15 protein-coding genes are annotated in these 14,031 nt (G+C 61.8%); 6 read left to right on the forward strand and 9 right to left on the reverse strand.

Annotated elements, in window-relative coordinates; genetic code table 11:
* Window positions 1-71: 71 nt before the first annotated feature.
* Together BM344_RS05640 and BM344_RS05645 are read right to left on the reverse strand one after the other, a co-directional pair.
* A complete protein-coding gene (locus BM344_RS05640; protein ID WP_091987023.1) occupies window positions 72-1,394 on the reverse strand; it encodes a sensor histidine kinase in 1,323 nt (440 codons plus the stop codon).
* A complete protein-coding gene (locus tag BM344_RS05645) occupies window positions 1,391-2,077 on the reverse strand; it encodes a response regulator transcription factor (protein WP_091987025.1) in 687 nt (228 codons plus the stop codon). The genes BM344_RS05640 and BM344_RS05645 overlap by 4 nt, the downstream gene beginning before the upstream one ends.
* A 231-nt stretch (window positions 2,078-2,308) precedes the next feature.
* On the opposite strand from BM344_RS05645, the gene BM344_RS05650 reads away from it, so the two are divergent.
* Both BM344_RS05650 and BM344_RS05655 read left to right on the forward strand, forming a co-directional pair.
* On the forward strand, window positions 2,309-3,472 hold the full coding sequence (locus tag BM344_RS05650; protein ID WP_091987028.1) for a GNAT family N-acetyltransferase: 1,164 nt from the start codon (window positions 2,309-2,311) through the stop codon (window positions 3,470-3,472).
* Window positions 3,473-3,520: 48 nt separating this feature from the next.
* Window positions 3,521-4,186, forward strand: a complete 666-nt coding sequence (locus tag BM344_RS05655) for a hypothetical protein (RefSeq protein WP_091987031.1) — start codon at window positions 3,521-3,523, stop codon at window positions 4,184-4,186.
* 27 nt (window positions 4,187-4,213) lie between these two features.
* On the opposite strand, the gene BM344_RS05660 is transcribed toward BM344_RS05655, so the two are convergent.
* The 3 genes from BM344_RS05660 to BM344_RS05670 form a co-directional block, all read right to left on the reverse strand.
* Window positions 4,214-5,551 carry a nicotinate phosphoribosyltransferase gene (locus BM344_RS05660; RefSeq protein WP_091987033.1) on the reverse strand — a complete coding sequence of 446 codons (1,338 nt, stop codon included), beginning with the start codon at window positions 5,549-5,551 and terminating at the stop codon, window positions 4,214-4,216.
* Between the two features lie 20 nt (window positions 5,552-5,571).
* Entirely contained in the window at window positions 5,572-6,135 is a 564-nt protein-coding gene (locus BM344_RS05665; protein WP_091987036.1) for an isochorismatase family protein, read from the reverse strand.
* Window positions 6,136-6,202: 67 nt separating this feature from the next.
* Window positions 6,203-6,418, reverse strand: a complete 216-nt coding sequence (locus tag BM344_RS05670; protein WP_091987039.1) for a dodecin — start codon at window positions 6,416-6,418, stop codon at window positions 6,203-6,205.
* Window positions 6,419-6,610: 192 nt separating this feature from the next.
* On the opposite strand from BM344_RS05670, the gene BM344_RS05675 reads away from it, so the two are divergent.
* Window positions 6,611-7,381: a DUF3750 domain-containing protein gene (locus tag BM344_RS05675; protein ID WP_091987041.1), complete on the forward strand. Its 771-nt coding sequence runs from the start codon at window positions 6,611-6,613 to the stop codon at window positions 7,379-7,381.
* A 149-nt stretch (window positions 7,382-7,530) separates the two neighbouring features.
* Here BM344_RS05675 and BM344_RS05680 read toward each other — a convergent pair whose 3' ends face one another.
* The 3 genes from BM344_RS05680 to BM344_RS05690 form a co-directional block, all read right to left on the reverse strand.
* Complete coding sequence (locus tag BM344_RS05680) at window positions 7,531-7,854, reverse strand: AzlD family protein (RefSeq protein ID WP_091987043.1); 324 nt, start codon at window positions 7,852-7,854, stop codon at window positions 7,531-7,533.
* Window positions 7,844-8,569 (reverse strand): AzlC family ABC transporter permease, encoded by a 726-nt coding sequence (locus tag BM344_RS05685; RefSeq protein WP_091987046.1) that lies wholly within the window; start codon window positions 8,567-8,569, stop codon window positions 7,844-7,846. Before BM344_RS05685 ends, BM344_RS05680 begins: the two co-directional genes overlap by 11 nt.
* Window positions 8,570-8,637: 68 nt before the next feature.
* Entirely contained in the window at window positions 8,638-9,180 is a 543-nt protein-coding gene (locus BM344_RS05690) for a hypothetical protein (protein ID WP_091987048.1), read from the reverse strand.
* A 327-nt stretch (window positions 9,181-9,507) separates the two neighbouring features.
* Between BM344_RS05690 and BM344_RS05695 the strand changes: the two genes are divergently transcribed.
* From BM344_RS05695 to BM344_RS05705, 3 genes are all read left to right on the forward strand, one after another.
* Window positions 9,508-10,605, forward strand: coding sequence for a Glu/Leu/Phe/Val family dehydrogenase (locus BM344_RS05695; protein ID WP_091987050.1), 1,098 nt, complete (start codon window positions 9,508-9,510; stop codon window positions 10,603-10,605).
* 91 nt (window positions 10,606-10,696) lie between these two features.
* Window positions 10,697-12,109, forward strand: a complete 1,413-nt coding sequence (locus BM344_RS05700) for a sodium-dependent transporter (protein ID WP_091987053.1) — start codon at window positions 10,697-10,699, stop codon at window positions 12,107-12,109.
* A 174-nt stretch (window positions 12,110-12,283) separates the two neighbouring features.
* Window positions 12,284-13,111: a metal-dependent hydrolase gene (locus BM344_RS05705; RefSeq protein ID WP_091987054.1), complete on the forward strand. Its 828-nt coding sequence runs from the start codon at window positions 12,284-12,286 to the stop codon at window positions 13,109-13,111.
* A 4-nt stretch (window positions 13,112-13,115) separates the two neighbouring features.
* Here BM344_RS05705 and BM344_RS05710 read toward each other — a convergent pair whose 3' ends face one another.
* Complete coding sequence (locus BM344_RS05710; RefSeq protein WP_091987057.1) at window positions 13,116-14,018, reverse strand: NAD-dependent protein deacetylase; 903 nt, start codon at window positions 14,016-14,018, stop codon at window positions 13,116-13,118.
* Window positions 14,019-14,031 lie beyond the last annotated feature (13 nt).

Here is a 14,031-nt window from a genome sequence, read left to right on the forward strand (position 1 = left end):
AGGACGAGCTGCAGGAGGGTATCGACTTTTCCGGCGCCGCGGAGCTGAAGCCCGGCGATCAGGCGCGCGAATCAACCGCCCGAGAAGAACACCGGAAGCCAAAGCGTCACCCTTAGGCCACCCCACTGCCCGGCCTCGGCTTCAATCTGCCCGTCGTGCGCCAACACGATATCCCGGGCGATCGCCAGCCCAAGCCCCCAGCCCTTGCCGCCCCGCGACTTGTCGGCCCGATAGAAGGGTTCGAAAAGATGGCCCAGCAGCTCCCGGGGGACGCCCGGCCCTTGGTCATCGAACGCCAGCGCAAGCCAGCCGTCTGCCACCGACACATTCAGGTGGACCACCTTGCCCGGTGGCGTGTGGTCCAGCGCGTTCTGCAGGATGTTGTCGATGGCCCGCCGCAGCAGCCCTTCATCGCCCAGCACAGAGGTGCCCGAGGATTCCGGCGAGACCACCAGCTGACAATCCACGCCCTGCTGCTCGGCATAGTCCGCCGCATCGTGCAGCACCTGGTTGACCACCTGAACCGGTCGCAACGGTTGCCGCTCGATATCGCCGCCAGCCTCGGTTACCCGGTATAGCGTCAGGATTTGCCCGGTCATGGTCTCCAGCCGCTCGTTCTGGCGCAGGATACTGGCCAACAGCTCGTCATCCGGCCCCGAGTCGCTCGCCAGTTCTATGGCAACACGTTGCCTTGCCAGGGGCGTCCGCAGATCGTGGGAGATGTCCCTGAGCAAGTGCTTTTGCCGCTCAAGCAGGCTGCAGAGCTGCTCGGTCATGGCGTTAAAGGCCGCCGCCAGTTGCCCTACCTCGTCCCGGCGCCGGGCGATGTTCTCGCTGACCCGGAGTTTATTGTCACCCCGGGCAATCGCCCGGGCCGTGGTTTCCATGTGCCGCAGGGGGCGCGAGACCATACGGGCAATCCACCAGCACGCCAGGGAAATCATCACGAAGGCCAGCCCGAACTCGATGGCCCGGAAGAATCGCGGATTCAACCAGCCCGGCCCCTGCACCCGTGGCCAGGCCACCAGGCGGTACCCTTGGCCGACCTCAAGAACAGCCGGCTTCTGGGGATACCAGCCAGACTCCATGCGGTCACGAATGAAGGACGGCAGCTTGCCATCATGTTCATCCTGATCAATCAGAACAAGATGCAGCTCCAGGCGCTCTCCTTCGGCCTTCAGGAAACGCCAGGCCTCGCCGCGGTCTCCCGCCTCCCGAATGGCAATGGCCTGTTCGGCCAGCCCGCGCAGACCCGCTTGGCGCTCAATGGCCTGGCGTTCCTGGTCCAGCAGCATGCGGGTGGCGAGATTGCTGGCGACCACCGTTACCGCCATGGCCAGCCAGATGGACAGGAAGATGCGCCAGAACAGGGGGAAAATAACGCGTCGTCTCATTCCGGCACCCGATAGCTGTAGCCGAGCCCGCGCACCGTTTCAATCCGGGGCGGTTCGTCGCTGCCGAGCTTGCGGCGCAGGTTGCTGATGTGCATATCGAGGGTGCGGTCATAGGCTTCCAGCCGCCGGCCAAGAGCCCACTGCATCAGGTCGGTCTTGCGCACCACGCTGCCGGCGTGCGCCAACAGCACCTGCAACACTTCATACTCGGTTGCGGTAAGGTCCATCGGCTCGTTGTTCTGGTAGATGCGTCGATGGGCCGGTTCCACGCGCAGGTCTCCGTAGGTACGGGTGGCATCAACCTCTGCCTTCTGGTCCCAGGCAATCCGGCGCAGTAGCGCCTGGAGTCTTGCCACCAGCTCCCGGGGATTACAGGGCTTGGGAATGTAATCGTCGGCGCCCACCTCAAAGCCGACAATCCGGTCGGTTTCGTCGCCCCGGGCTGTCAGCAGGACCACCGGCAGATGTGTCCGGGCACGCAGATCACGCAGCACGTCCAGTCCACTGATATCCGGCAGCATGATATCCAGAACGACAATGTCGCAATCCTGGCCCAAGGCCAGTGCCAGGCCGTCTCGCCCGTTGGCGGCTTCGCGGACGGTAAACCCCTGGTTGGTGAGGTAGCGGGCCAGCAGCTCCCGGAGCTCGGCGTCATCCTCAACCAGCAATACCCTGCTCTGCATCCTCTTTCTCCCACACTGCGGGGCACCAGACCCGGTCCCACGCCTCGCTGCCTGAAGTCTAACACGCCGGTGGCGGTCTCCGGCGCGGCAGCCCGATCCATTTGCAGAACCTTTACACAGCCAGCAACGGCCTCCAGAGCAACAAACGAAACAACTTCGCCACCGGCCGGGATGATCAGAATGCGGGTTTTGACGTAAGGTATCAGGACGTTCAAGGAGTCTTGCCCTGCCATGCCTGCAAACACAGACCATGCCCTTACCCTGGAAACCTGCAACAGCATCCACGACATACCGCCTCAGGATTGGCAGTGCCTGTCGGGCCGGGGTAACCCTTTTCTGCGCTACGAGTTTCTCAGGGCGCTCGAGGACTCAGGCTGTACCACGGCAGCCACCGGCTGGGCGCCCAGCCATCTTGTGTTCCGCAAGGCCGGACGGATAGTGGGGGTGGCTCCCGCCTACCTGAAAAGCCACTCCATGGGCGAGTACGTGTTCGACTGGGCCTGGGCCGATGCCTATCAGCGCCACGGCCTCGATTACTATCCGAAGCTGCTGATAGCCATTCCCTTCACGCCCTCTGCAGGTCCCCGACTGTTGCTGGAGCCGGAGCTGCGCAGTCAGCTCACGCCGGAACAGCTGCACGACCTGCTGGGCACCCTGACCGAACAGTTGGGAGCCCATTCCTGGCACCTGCTGTTCCCGAATGACGCCGACCAGCGGCTACTGGCATACGAGCCGGCCCTGCACCGGATCGGCTGTCAGTTCCACTGGCACAACCACGGCTACCGCGAGTTCGACGACTTCCTGGCCGCCCTCACCTCCCGCAAACGCAAGTCCATCCGCAAGGAGCGTCGGCAGGTGGCCGAACAGGGCATCACCTTCGCCCGGTTCTCCGGCCGGGACATCCCGGATAACGTACTGGCGGCCTTTCATGTGTTCTACCAGGCCACCTACCTGAAGCGGGGGCAGCGGGCATACCTGAACAGGTCGTTCTTCGAGCAGTTACGTGAACAGCTGCCAGAGCACCTGCACCTGATCATGGCGGTTCGGGACAGCGAGATGATCGCCGGTGCCCTGTTCCTGGAAGGCGAAACCACCCTTTACGGCCGCTACTGGGGCTGCCTGGACGAATACAACCACCTGCACTTCGAAACCTGTTATTACCAGGGCATCGAGCTGGCGCTCTCACTCGGCCTGGACCACATAGACGCCGGCGCCCAGGGCGAACACAAACTGGTGCGGGGATTCGAGCCGGTTATTACCCATTCCTGGCACGGCATTCTTCACCCCGGTTTCCGGGAGGCCATCGGGAACTTCACGCGGGAGGAAGCCGACCACGTTCAGGCCTACTTCGACGACGCCCGATCGGTCCTGCCTTTTCGGCAGCCAGCGCCGTAGCTTCTATACTGAAAGACCGGAACCGGAACTGAAAGAGGGTCCGATAACATGGAAACCGAGCCCCTGGGCGGCCTGCTCGCAGCTGGTCAGATCCCGCTTCTGATGGCAGGAGCGGCCCTGGTGATTGCACTGATTACCCTGGCGATGATCTCGGGCGCGCGCCGGCGCCATGAGCAACGACTGGATGCCCTGCGGGAACGAGCCGACACGCTCTGGCGCGAGGTGGACGACCTGCGAGTGGCCCAGTTCAATCACGGCCCGGAGACGGCGAGCAACGGCGGTGCCCATCCGCTGCATCAGGCGCACTACCGAACCGAAATGGACGCCTACGGCAAGATCTGGCCCCAGGTGTGGCACCTGCACGAACGATTGGGACTGTTCCTGCGGGCGGTGGAGTCTGGCGAAGCCGCCGGCGAGCTGAGACTGGAGGCACGCAATGCGGCCCTCGAGGCCCGGAATCTGCTCAACCGCAATCGTCCCTTCTGTCATGAGGCTGTGGATGAACTGGTAACCCGGCTGATCGACACCGAGATCAAGGCCCATCTGGCCGCCTGTCAGTACCTCGACCTGCTCAAGGACGTCAACAGCGCTTCTTCAAGCCACGACCGACGCGTACTGCAGGACAAATGCCACACATTGCATGAGGGCGAAGCCCGGGATCACATGAATCGGCTGGTGTCCGCCATCCGGCAACGGGCCATCCGTCAGTCCTGAACCGGTCGCTGCCTGTGGCCAGGCAGATCAGCGACTCACTTCTTTGAGGGTGTCGGCCTGCAACCGACGCAGATAATCGCTGAAGGACACCGGATGGGGCCTGGCCGGCTCCAGGCCACGGAGCTCCGGCGCAAGGGCGTTAATGGCCCGGAAAGCGGATTGCACCTGTTCATCCAGGGGCGCAATGGCACCGGGCGTCAGTTCCCCCGCTTCCAGAACCGGCTTGAGCAGCGGTTCACCGTCGAAGGTTTCATGGGCTCCGGCAATGATGTCACCGGTTGCCGTTCCATCGGCATCGTATTGACGGAACACCTGCTTCTCACCGGGCCAGGAGGTCTTGCCGGAGGAATTCTTCATTCTGGGCCTGCCTGCGTACTCGGTGAGTTTGTAGGCCAGTTCCAGGGCGGGAACATCGCTGGCGGCACCAATAGCCGTGCCAACGCCGAAGCCATCAATGGGCGCGCCCTTTTCCCTCAGGGCGGCAATACGGTATTCGTCGAGACCGCCGCTCACCAGGATCTTGATCCGGTGGAACCCTGCGTCGTCAAGAATCTTCCGGCAATCTGCGGCTTCCTCACCGAGATCTCCGGAGTCCAGGCGGATGGCCCCGATGTCCACGTCCGGTTCCTGCTGGAGCCACTCAACAATTCGCCCTACCGCCCGGCGGGAATCGTAGGTATCCACAAGCAGTGTGGTGCCGGGGTAAAGTTTCGCGTAAACCCGGAAGGCCGCCATCTCCTCGTCATGGGACTGGACAAAACTGTGGGCCATGGTGCCGCTGACAGGCATTCCGAAGTCCAGGCTCGCCAGGACATTACTGGTTCCGGACAATCCGGCCAGTCGGTAGGCGCGCACGCCCCGGTGCGCCGAATCCAGCCCATGCATTCGGCGCATGCCGAAATCCACCACCGGGCACTCCCCGGCGGCCAACCTCACGCGCACCGCCTTCGACGCCAGAACCGACTCCAGATGCACGTAGTTCATCACCAGGCTCTCGAGCAGCTGCGCTTCCGCCACCGGTGCCCTTACCTCAAGAAACGGCTCCTGGGGAAAGAGCGGCGTGCCTTCATCGACCGCACGAATAGTCCCGCTGAAACGAAAACCGGCGAGCCACTCGAGAAACTCTGGTTCAAACCGGTCCAGTTCCCGCAACCTGTCGATGTGGTCCCGGGTGAACCGCAGGTCCCGGATTACCTCCGCGACCCGCTGCTGGCCGCAGGCGAGTATGAAATTGCGATGCTCCGGCAGCTCCCGGAAAAACAGACTGAACACAGCCTCGTCCGCCATGCCTTCCGACCAATAGGCCTGGGCCATAGCCAACTCGTAAAGATCCACCATCAGGGCAAGATCTTGCTGCCGAATCACCTACATCCTCCTTTAGCCAATCAGTGAACCGATGCGCCCGCCAGCTGGAGCTCTTCGAGAATATCCTGCGCCTCTTCGGGCTTTGCAGCCCGGGTGCCTGCCTCGATCAGTTCGACCGAGAAGCCCTTGTCGAGGGCGTCAAGCACCGTGGCGCGGACACAGACATCCAGCGCCAGCCCCACAATGGTCAGGTGCCGGACACCGCGCCGGCTGAGGAAATTACCGAGTTGCGTGCCATCAAAAGCAGAGTAGGCGTCAGTATCAAATCCGGTGCCCTTGCTCACCCGAATCGCGTCGTCGGGAAGCAAAAGCTCCGGATGAAACTTCGCGCCCGGGGTGTCCTGAATGCAATGGGGCGGCCAGGGCCCACCACGGGCCTCAAAACTGGCGTGATCCACCGTGTGCCAGTCCCGGCTGGCGATTATGGTCTGCCCCGCCGCCTGCGCTTTGGAAATCAGCTTGTTGACCGGGGGCAGGATGTCGCTGGCATCGGGAACAGCCAGGCTGCCCCCCTCACAGAAATCGTTCTGTATGTCCACCAGCAACAGTGCGGTTCGTTCAGACTTCTGTTGTTCTTTAGCCATGTCACACCTCCATGGGGATCCACGGTTCAGAACATCGGTTGTGGCCTCCTAGCGTTCCGTATGGTTGCTAGCTGTCGGCAATACGGAAACCGATCTTGAGCACCACCTGGTAGTGGCCCACCTTGCCGTTCACAATGTGGCCCCGGGTCTCGGTGACTTCAAACCACTCCATGTTCTTCACGCTCTTGCCACATTCGGCCAGAGCGTTTTCAATGGCGTCTTCGATCCCGGTTTTCGATGAGCCGACAATTTCCACTTTCTTGTAGACGTGATGGTCTGACATAGAAGCCTCCAAAAAACGGTTGCCTGTACCCTTGAGCCTAGAAGACAAGCCAGCAGGCAGCAAACCAGGGCCCCGGGGCTCGCGCTCATCCGCACGGGGCAGGCTCACGTATCTCAGATCGATTCATTCAGGCCGGGGGAACTCCCCAGTGTTCACCGGGTCCCATGGGTTTGCCTTTTTTGGACAGGATTGATGAAGCCACTGCTGAAATACACCGGCTGGATGCTGGGCGCCATCCTGCTGCTACTCTCCGGGCCGCTGCTTCTCGCCGCCAGCGGCACGCTCCACGGTGCAGAAAGCTGGCATACCGCAACCCGGGAAAGCGCCGGCATCGCGCCTCTGCCCTCGGAAGCGGAGGAAGCGATCATTCAGGTCTACGGGGCCCGGGCGTGGAGCTGGCGAGGGTACTTTGCCGTCCATACCTGGATCGCCACCAAGGAAAAGGGTGCCAGCCACTACCGGGTACACGAAGTCACCGGCTGGCGGAACTACGTGGTGAATTCTCGCCCTGGTGAGCCGGACCGGCACTGGTATGGCGCCCGGCCGGAGCTGTACGCGGATATCCGGGGCGAAGACGCCGAAAAACTGATTCCGCAGATCTATCAGGCGGTCGAGTCCTACCCCTACCCCACCGAATACGAAGCCTGGCCCGGCCCCAACAGCAACACCTTCGTGGCCTGGGTCATTCGGGAAGTGGAAGGTCTCGATGTTGCGTTACCCAACCATGCCATTGGCAAGGATTACCTGGGCGATCAGATCGTCGCGGAGGTTCCGGGAGGCGCCGGTTACCAGCTGTCTCTAGGAGGCTATTTCGGTCTGCTGGCGGGGGTTCGCGAGGGGCTGGAACTGAATCTTCTGGGGTTATCCTTCGGGGTTAACCCCTTGGCCCTTGGCGTCAAGCTTCCTGGCATCGGCGAACTCGCCCTGAGAAACACCAATCCGATGCCGGAATACTCCGAATAGCTCCGGGAAACAGGCGGGCAGATCCTCCCAAAAATGTGCGTAGCCAGGGATGGCGGAGCCAAGCGTACAGGGACGTATTCACAGCGTTTTTTGGGAGGATCTGCCCGCCTGTTTCATACTCCGGAGCCAGAAGTTTCGGCTGGAAGATACTAAAGACTGGCGACCCCCAGGTAGCGAACCACCCCGGCAGCAGCTATGCCGGCGGCGATGGCCGGCAGGGGTTTGCGCAGGGCCAGCATGATCACCGCAGTCACCATGAGAGCTGCCACCGCGCCGGCATCACCGCTGAACGCCAGCGGTACGATGATGGCGATCAGTACCGAGCTGGCCATGGTGTTGATAAAGCTCTCGATCCGCGGGTTAATCTTCACGAACGACATGATGAACACGCCGCCAAAACGGGTGGCCAGCGTGACCGCCGTCATGATGGCGATCAACAGGAGGATTCCGCCGGTGGTGGTTTCAATGGTCATGGCGATCACCTGGCGGTTTGTCCAGCCAGAAAAATCCGATCACGCCGCCGGCCAGTGCGCCTACCACCACGTGGGTGTTCGCTGGCAGCCATTTCCAGGCGGCAAGGGACGCCAGAGCGGCAACAGTCCAGGCCACCAGCACCCTGGGAGATTTTTTACCGCCGAGGGCCATGGCAAGCAGAAAGCAGCCCAGCACCATATCCAGGCCCAGGGCTTTGGGGTTCTGGAGCAGGCCACCGAAGTAGACGCCCAGGCCGGTGCCCAGAATCCACGCCAGCCAGAGGGCCAGGCCACCGCCGAGAATCACTTCCAGGTTGCGACGACCGCTCTGGTATTCCTGGGCCGAAACTGCCCAGTTGGCGTCCGTCAGCAGCAACAGCAGCCCGTAGCGTTTACCCGGGGAGACCTCCCGGAGCATCGGGTACAGCGAAGCGCCCATGAGCAGGTGGCGGGAATTGATGGCGAACACGACGGCCATCATCGGCAGCAGGGCTACCTCGGCGCCCCACATATCCACGGCGGCAAACTGGGAGGCACCGGCAAAGACCGTGGCGCTCATCAGCATCGCCTGCAGAGGTTCAAGGCCTTTCTGGGTCGCCGCCAAACCGAACGCCGCACCAAACGCCACCACGAACATCGAGATGGGAAGCAGCCGGAAAAATTCTACCCGTACCCGGGCCGGCTGAAGCTGATAAGGATAGGAAGCGACAGACATCCGGGGAAACTAGGCCAGTTTCCCCGGTACGCGTATAGGTAGTTCCCGAAGAAACCACCGGCCTGCGACTAATGGACGACGTGAACGCGTCCGTCACCAGCAGCGAAGGGGTTGTTGAAGCTGCTACCAGCACCCTGCAGTTTGGCTTCCGGATGATTCCTGGCCATCAGCTCCTTCATCTCCTCCATGTCCGATTTGGGCACGTCCACCATCACCAGGTGGCGGCCCGCTTCGATTTCGCCATGGAACTTGCGGATGCGGTAGTTCACGGTACTGATGCCGCCGAATCCACCGAGCCAGCCACCGGCGATAATGGCAAAGGCGCCGATCGCGACAAACGCCGCCGTCGGCCAGCCAAGATCGCCCCACACCGCCAGCGGAGCCACAAAAAACAGCGCGAACAGGGCACCTATGATCATGCCGCGCTCAACAAACCGGGGCAGATCGGTGCGGTCGAGTACGCTGGCCGAGTGCAGCCTGTGCGTGTAAAGACCGGCCTCGTCCTTGCTGACAATGTGAAACCGCCAATCGGTGATTCCACGTTGATGCAGATCGTTGGAGATGTCCTCCAGACTGTCGATGGAGTCCACCAGATAGAAAAGGCGTTTCATGATGTGCCTCCTCTCAGCAAACTGAGTGTCGCTGACATCTATTGATTATAAATCACTCAACAACCGTAACCCTATAACTGGTCGAAACGTTTCACGATAAGCCGGCACCTGATATGACACTGATGTCTAATCGTTCGCTTTTGCATGTTGACGTTAACGTTAAATGTCGCTAGTTTGACTCTGTCCGGTCCCACAAGGGCACCATTCCAAGGGCGATCCCCATCGGAATAGCGGACACCTGAAATCGGAACGCCGGCCACAAGCCGGTCGACAAGAACAAGACACCCGCTCATGCCGAGATCCGGTCAAGTGGGGGAGGATTTCACCATGCTCTTCAGCCATCCCGAGTTCGATAACCACGAACATCTGTCTTTTTTCTGTGATCCCGAAACCGGGCTCAAGGCCATCGTCGCCATTCATAACACCTCCCGGGGGCCTGCCCTCGGCGGCTGTCGGATGTTTCCCTACACCTCAGACGAAGAAGCCCTGCGCGACGTGCTGCGCCTGTCACGTGGCATGACCTACAAATCGGCTCTCGCCAACCTCGACCTGGGCGGCGGCAAGTCCGTGATCATTGGCGACCCGCGCAAGCACAAGACCGAAGCCATGATGGAAGCCATGGGGCGCCATCTGGAAAGCCTGGGCGGCCAGTACATCGCCGCCGAAGACTCAGGCACCAGCGTACCGGACCTCAAGGTCATGGGCAGACACACACGCTACGTTGCAGGCATAGCCTCACGCACGGGCTTTGATGGCAACCCCAGCAACGGCGACCCGTCACCGGCAACCGCCTATGGCACGTTCATCGGTCTGAAGGCTGCCGTGAAGCACAAACTGGGACGCAACGATCTGAAAGGCCTGAAGGTGGCCATCCAGGGCATTGGCAATGTCGGTTTCCGGCTGGCGAAGCACCTGGCCGAGGCCGGCGCCGAGCTGTGGGTTTATGACATCCACGAGGACAACATGCGCCGGGCCGTGGACCAGCTTGGCGCCCGCCCCGCCAGCGCCGAGGACATCCTGTTCCTGCCGGTGGACGTGGTGGCGCCCTGTGCCATGGGAGCGGTCCTGAACGACAACAGTATTCCCCAATTGCAGGCGGGCATCATCGCCGGCGCTGCCAACAATCTGCTGGAGCACCCGGAGCACGACGCCATGCTGCGGGATCGGGGCATTCTCTATGCGCCGGACTTTGCCATCAACGCCGGCGGCATCATCGACGTTTTCTACGAACGCACCGGTGCCACACCGGAGACGGTTCGCGCCCACGTGGACACCATCGGCGACACGCTGACCGAAATCTTCAATCGTTCCGACCGTTCCGGGCGCCCCACCGGGGAAATCGCCAACGAGCTGGCCGAGGAACGGTTCCAGAAGCACACCGCCGGAGCCGGGCTGGCGCCCGATCCGCTGGCCCGCGTCGGCTGATTACAGGCCGGCGCACCACTGCGGGGGCAGAAACTCTCTTCTGCCCCCTCACCAACCCCTGACACAACAACAAGTATTCCAGGAGATCTGTATGTCTGTTACTTCCTCAGATTCCGCGAGCTATTCCGGGGCCCTCGAAGGCGCCAATGCCAAGCGCGGGCTCTGGTCGTCACGTCTTGCCTTTATCCTTGCCGCCACCGGCTCCGCCGTCGGCCTTGGCAATATCTGGAAATTTCCCTATGTGACCGGTGAGAACGGCGGCGGCGCCTTCGTTCTTGTGTACCTGCTGTGTATTGCTGCCATCGGTATTCCTATCATGATGGCGGAGGTCATGATCGGTCGCCGGGGCGGCCGCAGCCCGGTCAAGAGTCTGAGCCTGATTGCCGAGCGGGACGGATTGAAACCAGCCTGGAAGCTGGTGGGCGCCCTCGGCATTCTGGCGGGCTTCCTGATTCTCTCGTTCTATTCCGTGATCGGGGGCTGGGCCATCTCCTACGTGGGCACGACCGCCAGCGGTCAGCTTTCGGGCCAGTCCGCGGACGCCGTCGGTGCCATTTTCTCCGGCCTGCTCGGCGACCCGGCCACTCTGCTCGCCTGGCACACCCTGTTCATGGCCCTGGTGATGGTGGTTGTGATGCGCGGCGTCCGGTCCGGGCTTGAGCGTGCAGTCAGCATCCTCATGCCGGCTCTGTTTGTGCTGCTGCTGATTGTGGTCGGCTATGCCATGACCACCGGCCATTTCGGACAGGCCGCTGCGTTCCTGTTCCAGCCGGACTTTTCCAAGCTCACGACCTCCGGCATTCTGGTGGCCCTGGGCCACGCCTTCTTCACCCTGAGCCTGGGTATGGCGGTGATGATGGCTTACGGCTCCTATCTGCCCAAGAAGATTTCCATCGCCCGCACATCCATCACCGTGTCAATCATTGACACCGGCGTAGCGCTGCTGGCCGGCCTGGCGATCTTTCCGATTGTGTTTGCCAACGGCCTTGAGCCCGGCGCAGGCCCCGGCCTGATCTTCCAGACCCTGCCCCTGGCCTTTGGCCAGATGCCCATGGGCTCGCTATTCGGCACCCTGTTCTTCGTGCTGCTGATCTTTGCCGCCTGGACCTCGGGCATCTCCCTGCTGGAGCCCATCGTGGAGTGGCTGGAGGAGCGTAATGGCCTGAACCGCACCGTCAGCACGCTCGGTGCAGGCTTCGTGTGCTGGGCCCTGGGGATTGCCTCGATTCTGTCCCTGAACCTGTGGAGCGATTTCACGCCCCTGGGCTTTATCCCGATGCTCGAAGGCAAGACCATTTTCGACCTGCTGGACTTCTTCACCGCCAACATCATGTTGCCGCTGGGTGGATTGCTGGTTGCGCTGTTTGCCGGCTGGATCATGTCGCGGGAAGCCATGGAACAGGAACTGGCATTGTCACCCGGCATGTTCAACCTGTGGTTCGTAACCCTTCGGTTCATCACACCGGTCGCCGTGGTCGTGGTGTTCGTCTACAACCTGGTTTGAGCCGTTTGCCGATGGGGCGGCCCTGCCGCCTCGTCGGCTCCCTTCCTGACCATTTCAGCCCCTCCCGATTGCTTGCCGGCTACAGACAACCATCTGTCCCCTTCTAACCGGACAAATTCCAGTGAAGCCCCGTAATGTCTGTCTGTGAGTCATTCAGTGATCGAGGCTTTTATCATGTCAGCAGTAACCGCGTCTTTTCCCGTTCGCCGTCAGGACTTCGGCTTTGAGAATGTTCCCCGTCACTGGGTGGACAACGACCCGTTCATGACCCATCTCTTCAACGCGCTATCGGCACTCTTTCCGGATGGTGAGCGGTATTTCGTGGCCAGCGTCCGCGCGGTGCGGGACAAGGTACAGGACCCCCAGCTGCAAAAGGACATCAGCGCCTTTATCGGCCAGGAGGCCATGCACGCCAAGGAACACGGCCACTTTAACGAGGGCGCCATCAATCACGGCTTTGACATCAAGAAACTGGAAGGCTGGACCCGGGGCTTTCTGTCGGTGAAAGACCTGCCTTTGCTCAGCAGCAGGCGTGTTCACCTGGCGGGCACCGTGGCCCTGGAGCACTTCACCGGCATTCTGTCAGCGCAGCTGCTCAGGCGTGAAGATCTGGTGGAGGCGATCGACCCCACCATGCGCACGCTCTGGGCCTGGCACTGTATTGAAGAGAACGAACACAAGGCGGTGGCCTTCAACACTTACCAACAAGTTTACGGCAAGGGTGCCGCCGATTACGCCATTCGTATGGGCACCATGGCACTGGCCACGGTTCTGGTGCTGGTGGCCATCCACGCGTTCATCGCCGAGCTGATGCGCGAGGACGGAGAGCTTGCCAACCTGAAATCCTGGGCCAGGGGGCTGAACCACCTGTGGGGCCGCAAGGGCATGTTTACCGCCATCATCCCGGAATACCTGGACTACTTCCGCCCGGATTTCCACCCCTGGCAGCACGACACCAACTTCCTGCTGCGTAAGTGGCGCAAGACCCTGGGTTTTGCCTGAACCCTCAGAGCTTATCGAGTGCGGCCTGAAGCGTCTCGCCAATGCGGCTGTTGAGTTTCAGGTCCACCAGTGCCTCGGCCCGAGTGCGGCCGAGGTTCAGGGTGGCCATGGGTTTGCCCCACTCCTTGCCGTAACGGCAGAAGCGAAATCCGGAATAGACCATCAGTGACGAGCCGATCACCAGCAGCCCGTCACTGGCTTTCAGGGCATCCAGAGCCGCGTTAACGCGTTGCCTGGGCACGAAATCGCCGAAGAAAACCACGTCCGGCTTGAGGATACCCTGGCATTTCGGGCAACCGGCCACCCGGAACTCCGAGAAATCCACGTCCAGATCGGCGTCGCCGTCAGGCGCGGTAGTGGCGGTGTAATGCCGGAATCCCGGGTTGAGGTCTGCACAACGATCATGAACCTCGTCACGCGGGCATCGGTAGCCGCAGCTCATACACAATACCTCGTCGGCCCGGCCGTGCAGGTCCAGCACCGCCCGAGTGCCGGCTTTCTGGTGCAGTCGGTCGACGTTCTGGGTGACCACCAGGTTGCTGTGATTCAGTAGCTCCAGGTCGGCGATGTGAAAATGCGAGGGGTTGGGCGTGGCATTGCGCATCACCGGCCAGCCGATCAGGCTCCGGCCCCAGTAGCGCTGGCGGGTCTGCCTATCCTCCATGAATGCGCGGTGCTGGACCGGCTGCTTGCGCTTCCAGGCGCCGTCGCCGTCCCGGTAATCGGGAATGCCAGAGTCGGTGCTAACGCCAGCACCGGTAAGAATCATCAGCCGCGGGTGTCGGTGAATGAATTCCGCCAGCAGGGCACCGGCGACCTCCGGCTCGTGGACCTCCGGCGGCGTGTCCGTCTCCGGCAGGCGCTGATCCGCGCTGAAGGGTCGGCTGCGGTGTGTAGTAACAGGCATACAGACTCCGGCT

The sequence above is a fragment of the Marinobacter gudaonensis genome (assembly GCF_900115175.1).
GTDB classification, from domain to species: Bacteria; Pseudomonadota; Gammaproteobacteria; order Pseudomonadales; family Oleiphilaceae; genus Marinobacter; species Marinobacter gudaonensis.

Excerpts from the sequence above, each read along its gene's own strand:
- BM344_RS05670 (WP_091987039.1), bottom strand. The coding sequence starts at position 6,418 with ATGTCAGACCATCACGTCTACAAGAAAGTGGAAATTGTCGGCTCATCG.
- BM344_RS05650 (WP_091987028.1), top strand. The coding sequence starts at position 2,309 with ATGCCTGCAAACACAGACCATGCCCTTACCCTGGAAACCTGCAACAGC.
- BM344_RS05685 (WP_091987046.1), bottom strand. The coding sequence starts at position 8,569 with ATGTCTGTCGCTTCCTATCCTTATCAGCTTCAGCCGGCCCGGGTACGG.
- BM344_RS05695 (WP_091987050.1), top strand. The coding sequence starts at position 9,508 with ATGCTCTTCAGCCATCCCGAGTTCGATAACCACGAACATCTGTCTTTT.
- BM344_RS05690 (WP_091987048.1), bottom strand. The coding sequence starts at position 9,180 with ATGAAACGCCTTTTCTATCTGGTGGACTCCATCGACAGTCTGGAGGAC.
- BM344_RS05700 (WP_091987053.1), top strand. The coding sequence starts at position 10,697 with ATGTCTGTTACTTCCTCAGATTCCGCGAGCTATTCCGGGGCCCTCGAA.
- BM344_RS05655 (WP_091987031.1), top strand. The coding sequence starts at position 3,521 with ATGGAAACCGAGCCCCTGGGCGGCCTGCTCGCAGCTGGTCAGATCCCG.
- BM344_RS05640 (WP_091987023.1), bottom strand. The coding sequence starts at position 1,394 with ATGAGACGACGCGTTATTTTCCCCCTGTTCTGGCGCATCTTCCTGTCC.
- BM344_RS05680 (WP_091987043.1), bottom strand. The coding sequence starts at position 7,854 with ATGACCATTGAAACCACCACCGGCGGAATCCTCCTGTTGATCGCCATC.
- BM344_RS05665 (WP_091987036.1), bottom strand. The coding sequence starts at position 6,135 with ATGGCTAAAGAACAACAGAAGTCTGAACGAACCGCACTGTTGCTGGTG.
- BM344_RS05645 (WP_091987025.1), bottom strand. The coding sequence starts at position 2,077 with ATGCAGAGCAGGGTATTGCTGGTTGAGGATGACGCCGAGCTCCGGGAG.
- BM344_RS05710 (WP_091987057.1), bottom strand. The coding sequence starts at position 14,018 with ATGCCTGTTACTACACACCGCAGCCGACCCTTCAGCGCGGATCAGCGC.
- BM344_RS05705 (WP_091987054.1), top strand. The coding sequence starts at position 12,284 with ATGTCAGCAGTAACCGCGTCTTTTCCCGTTCGCCGTCAGGACTTCGGC.
- BM344_RS05675 (WP_091987041.1), top strand. The coding sequence starts at position 6,611 with ATGAAGCCACTGCTGAAATACACCGGCTGGATGCTGGGCGCCATCCTG.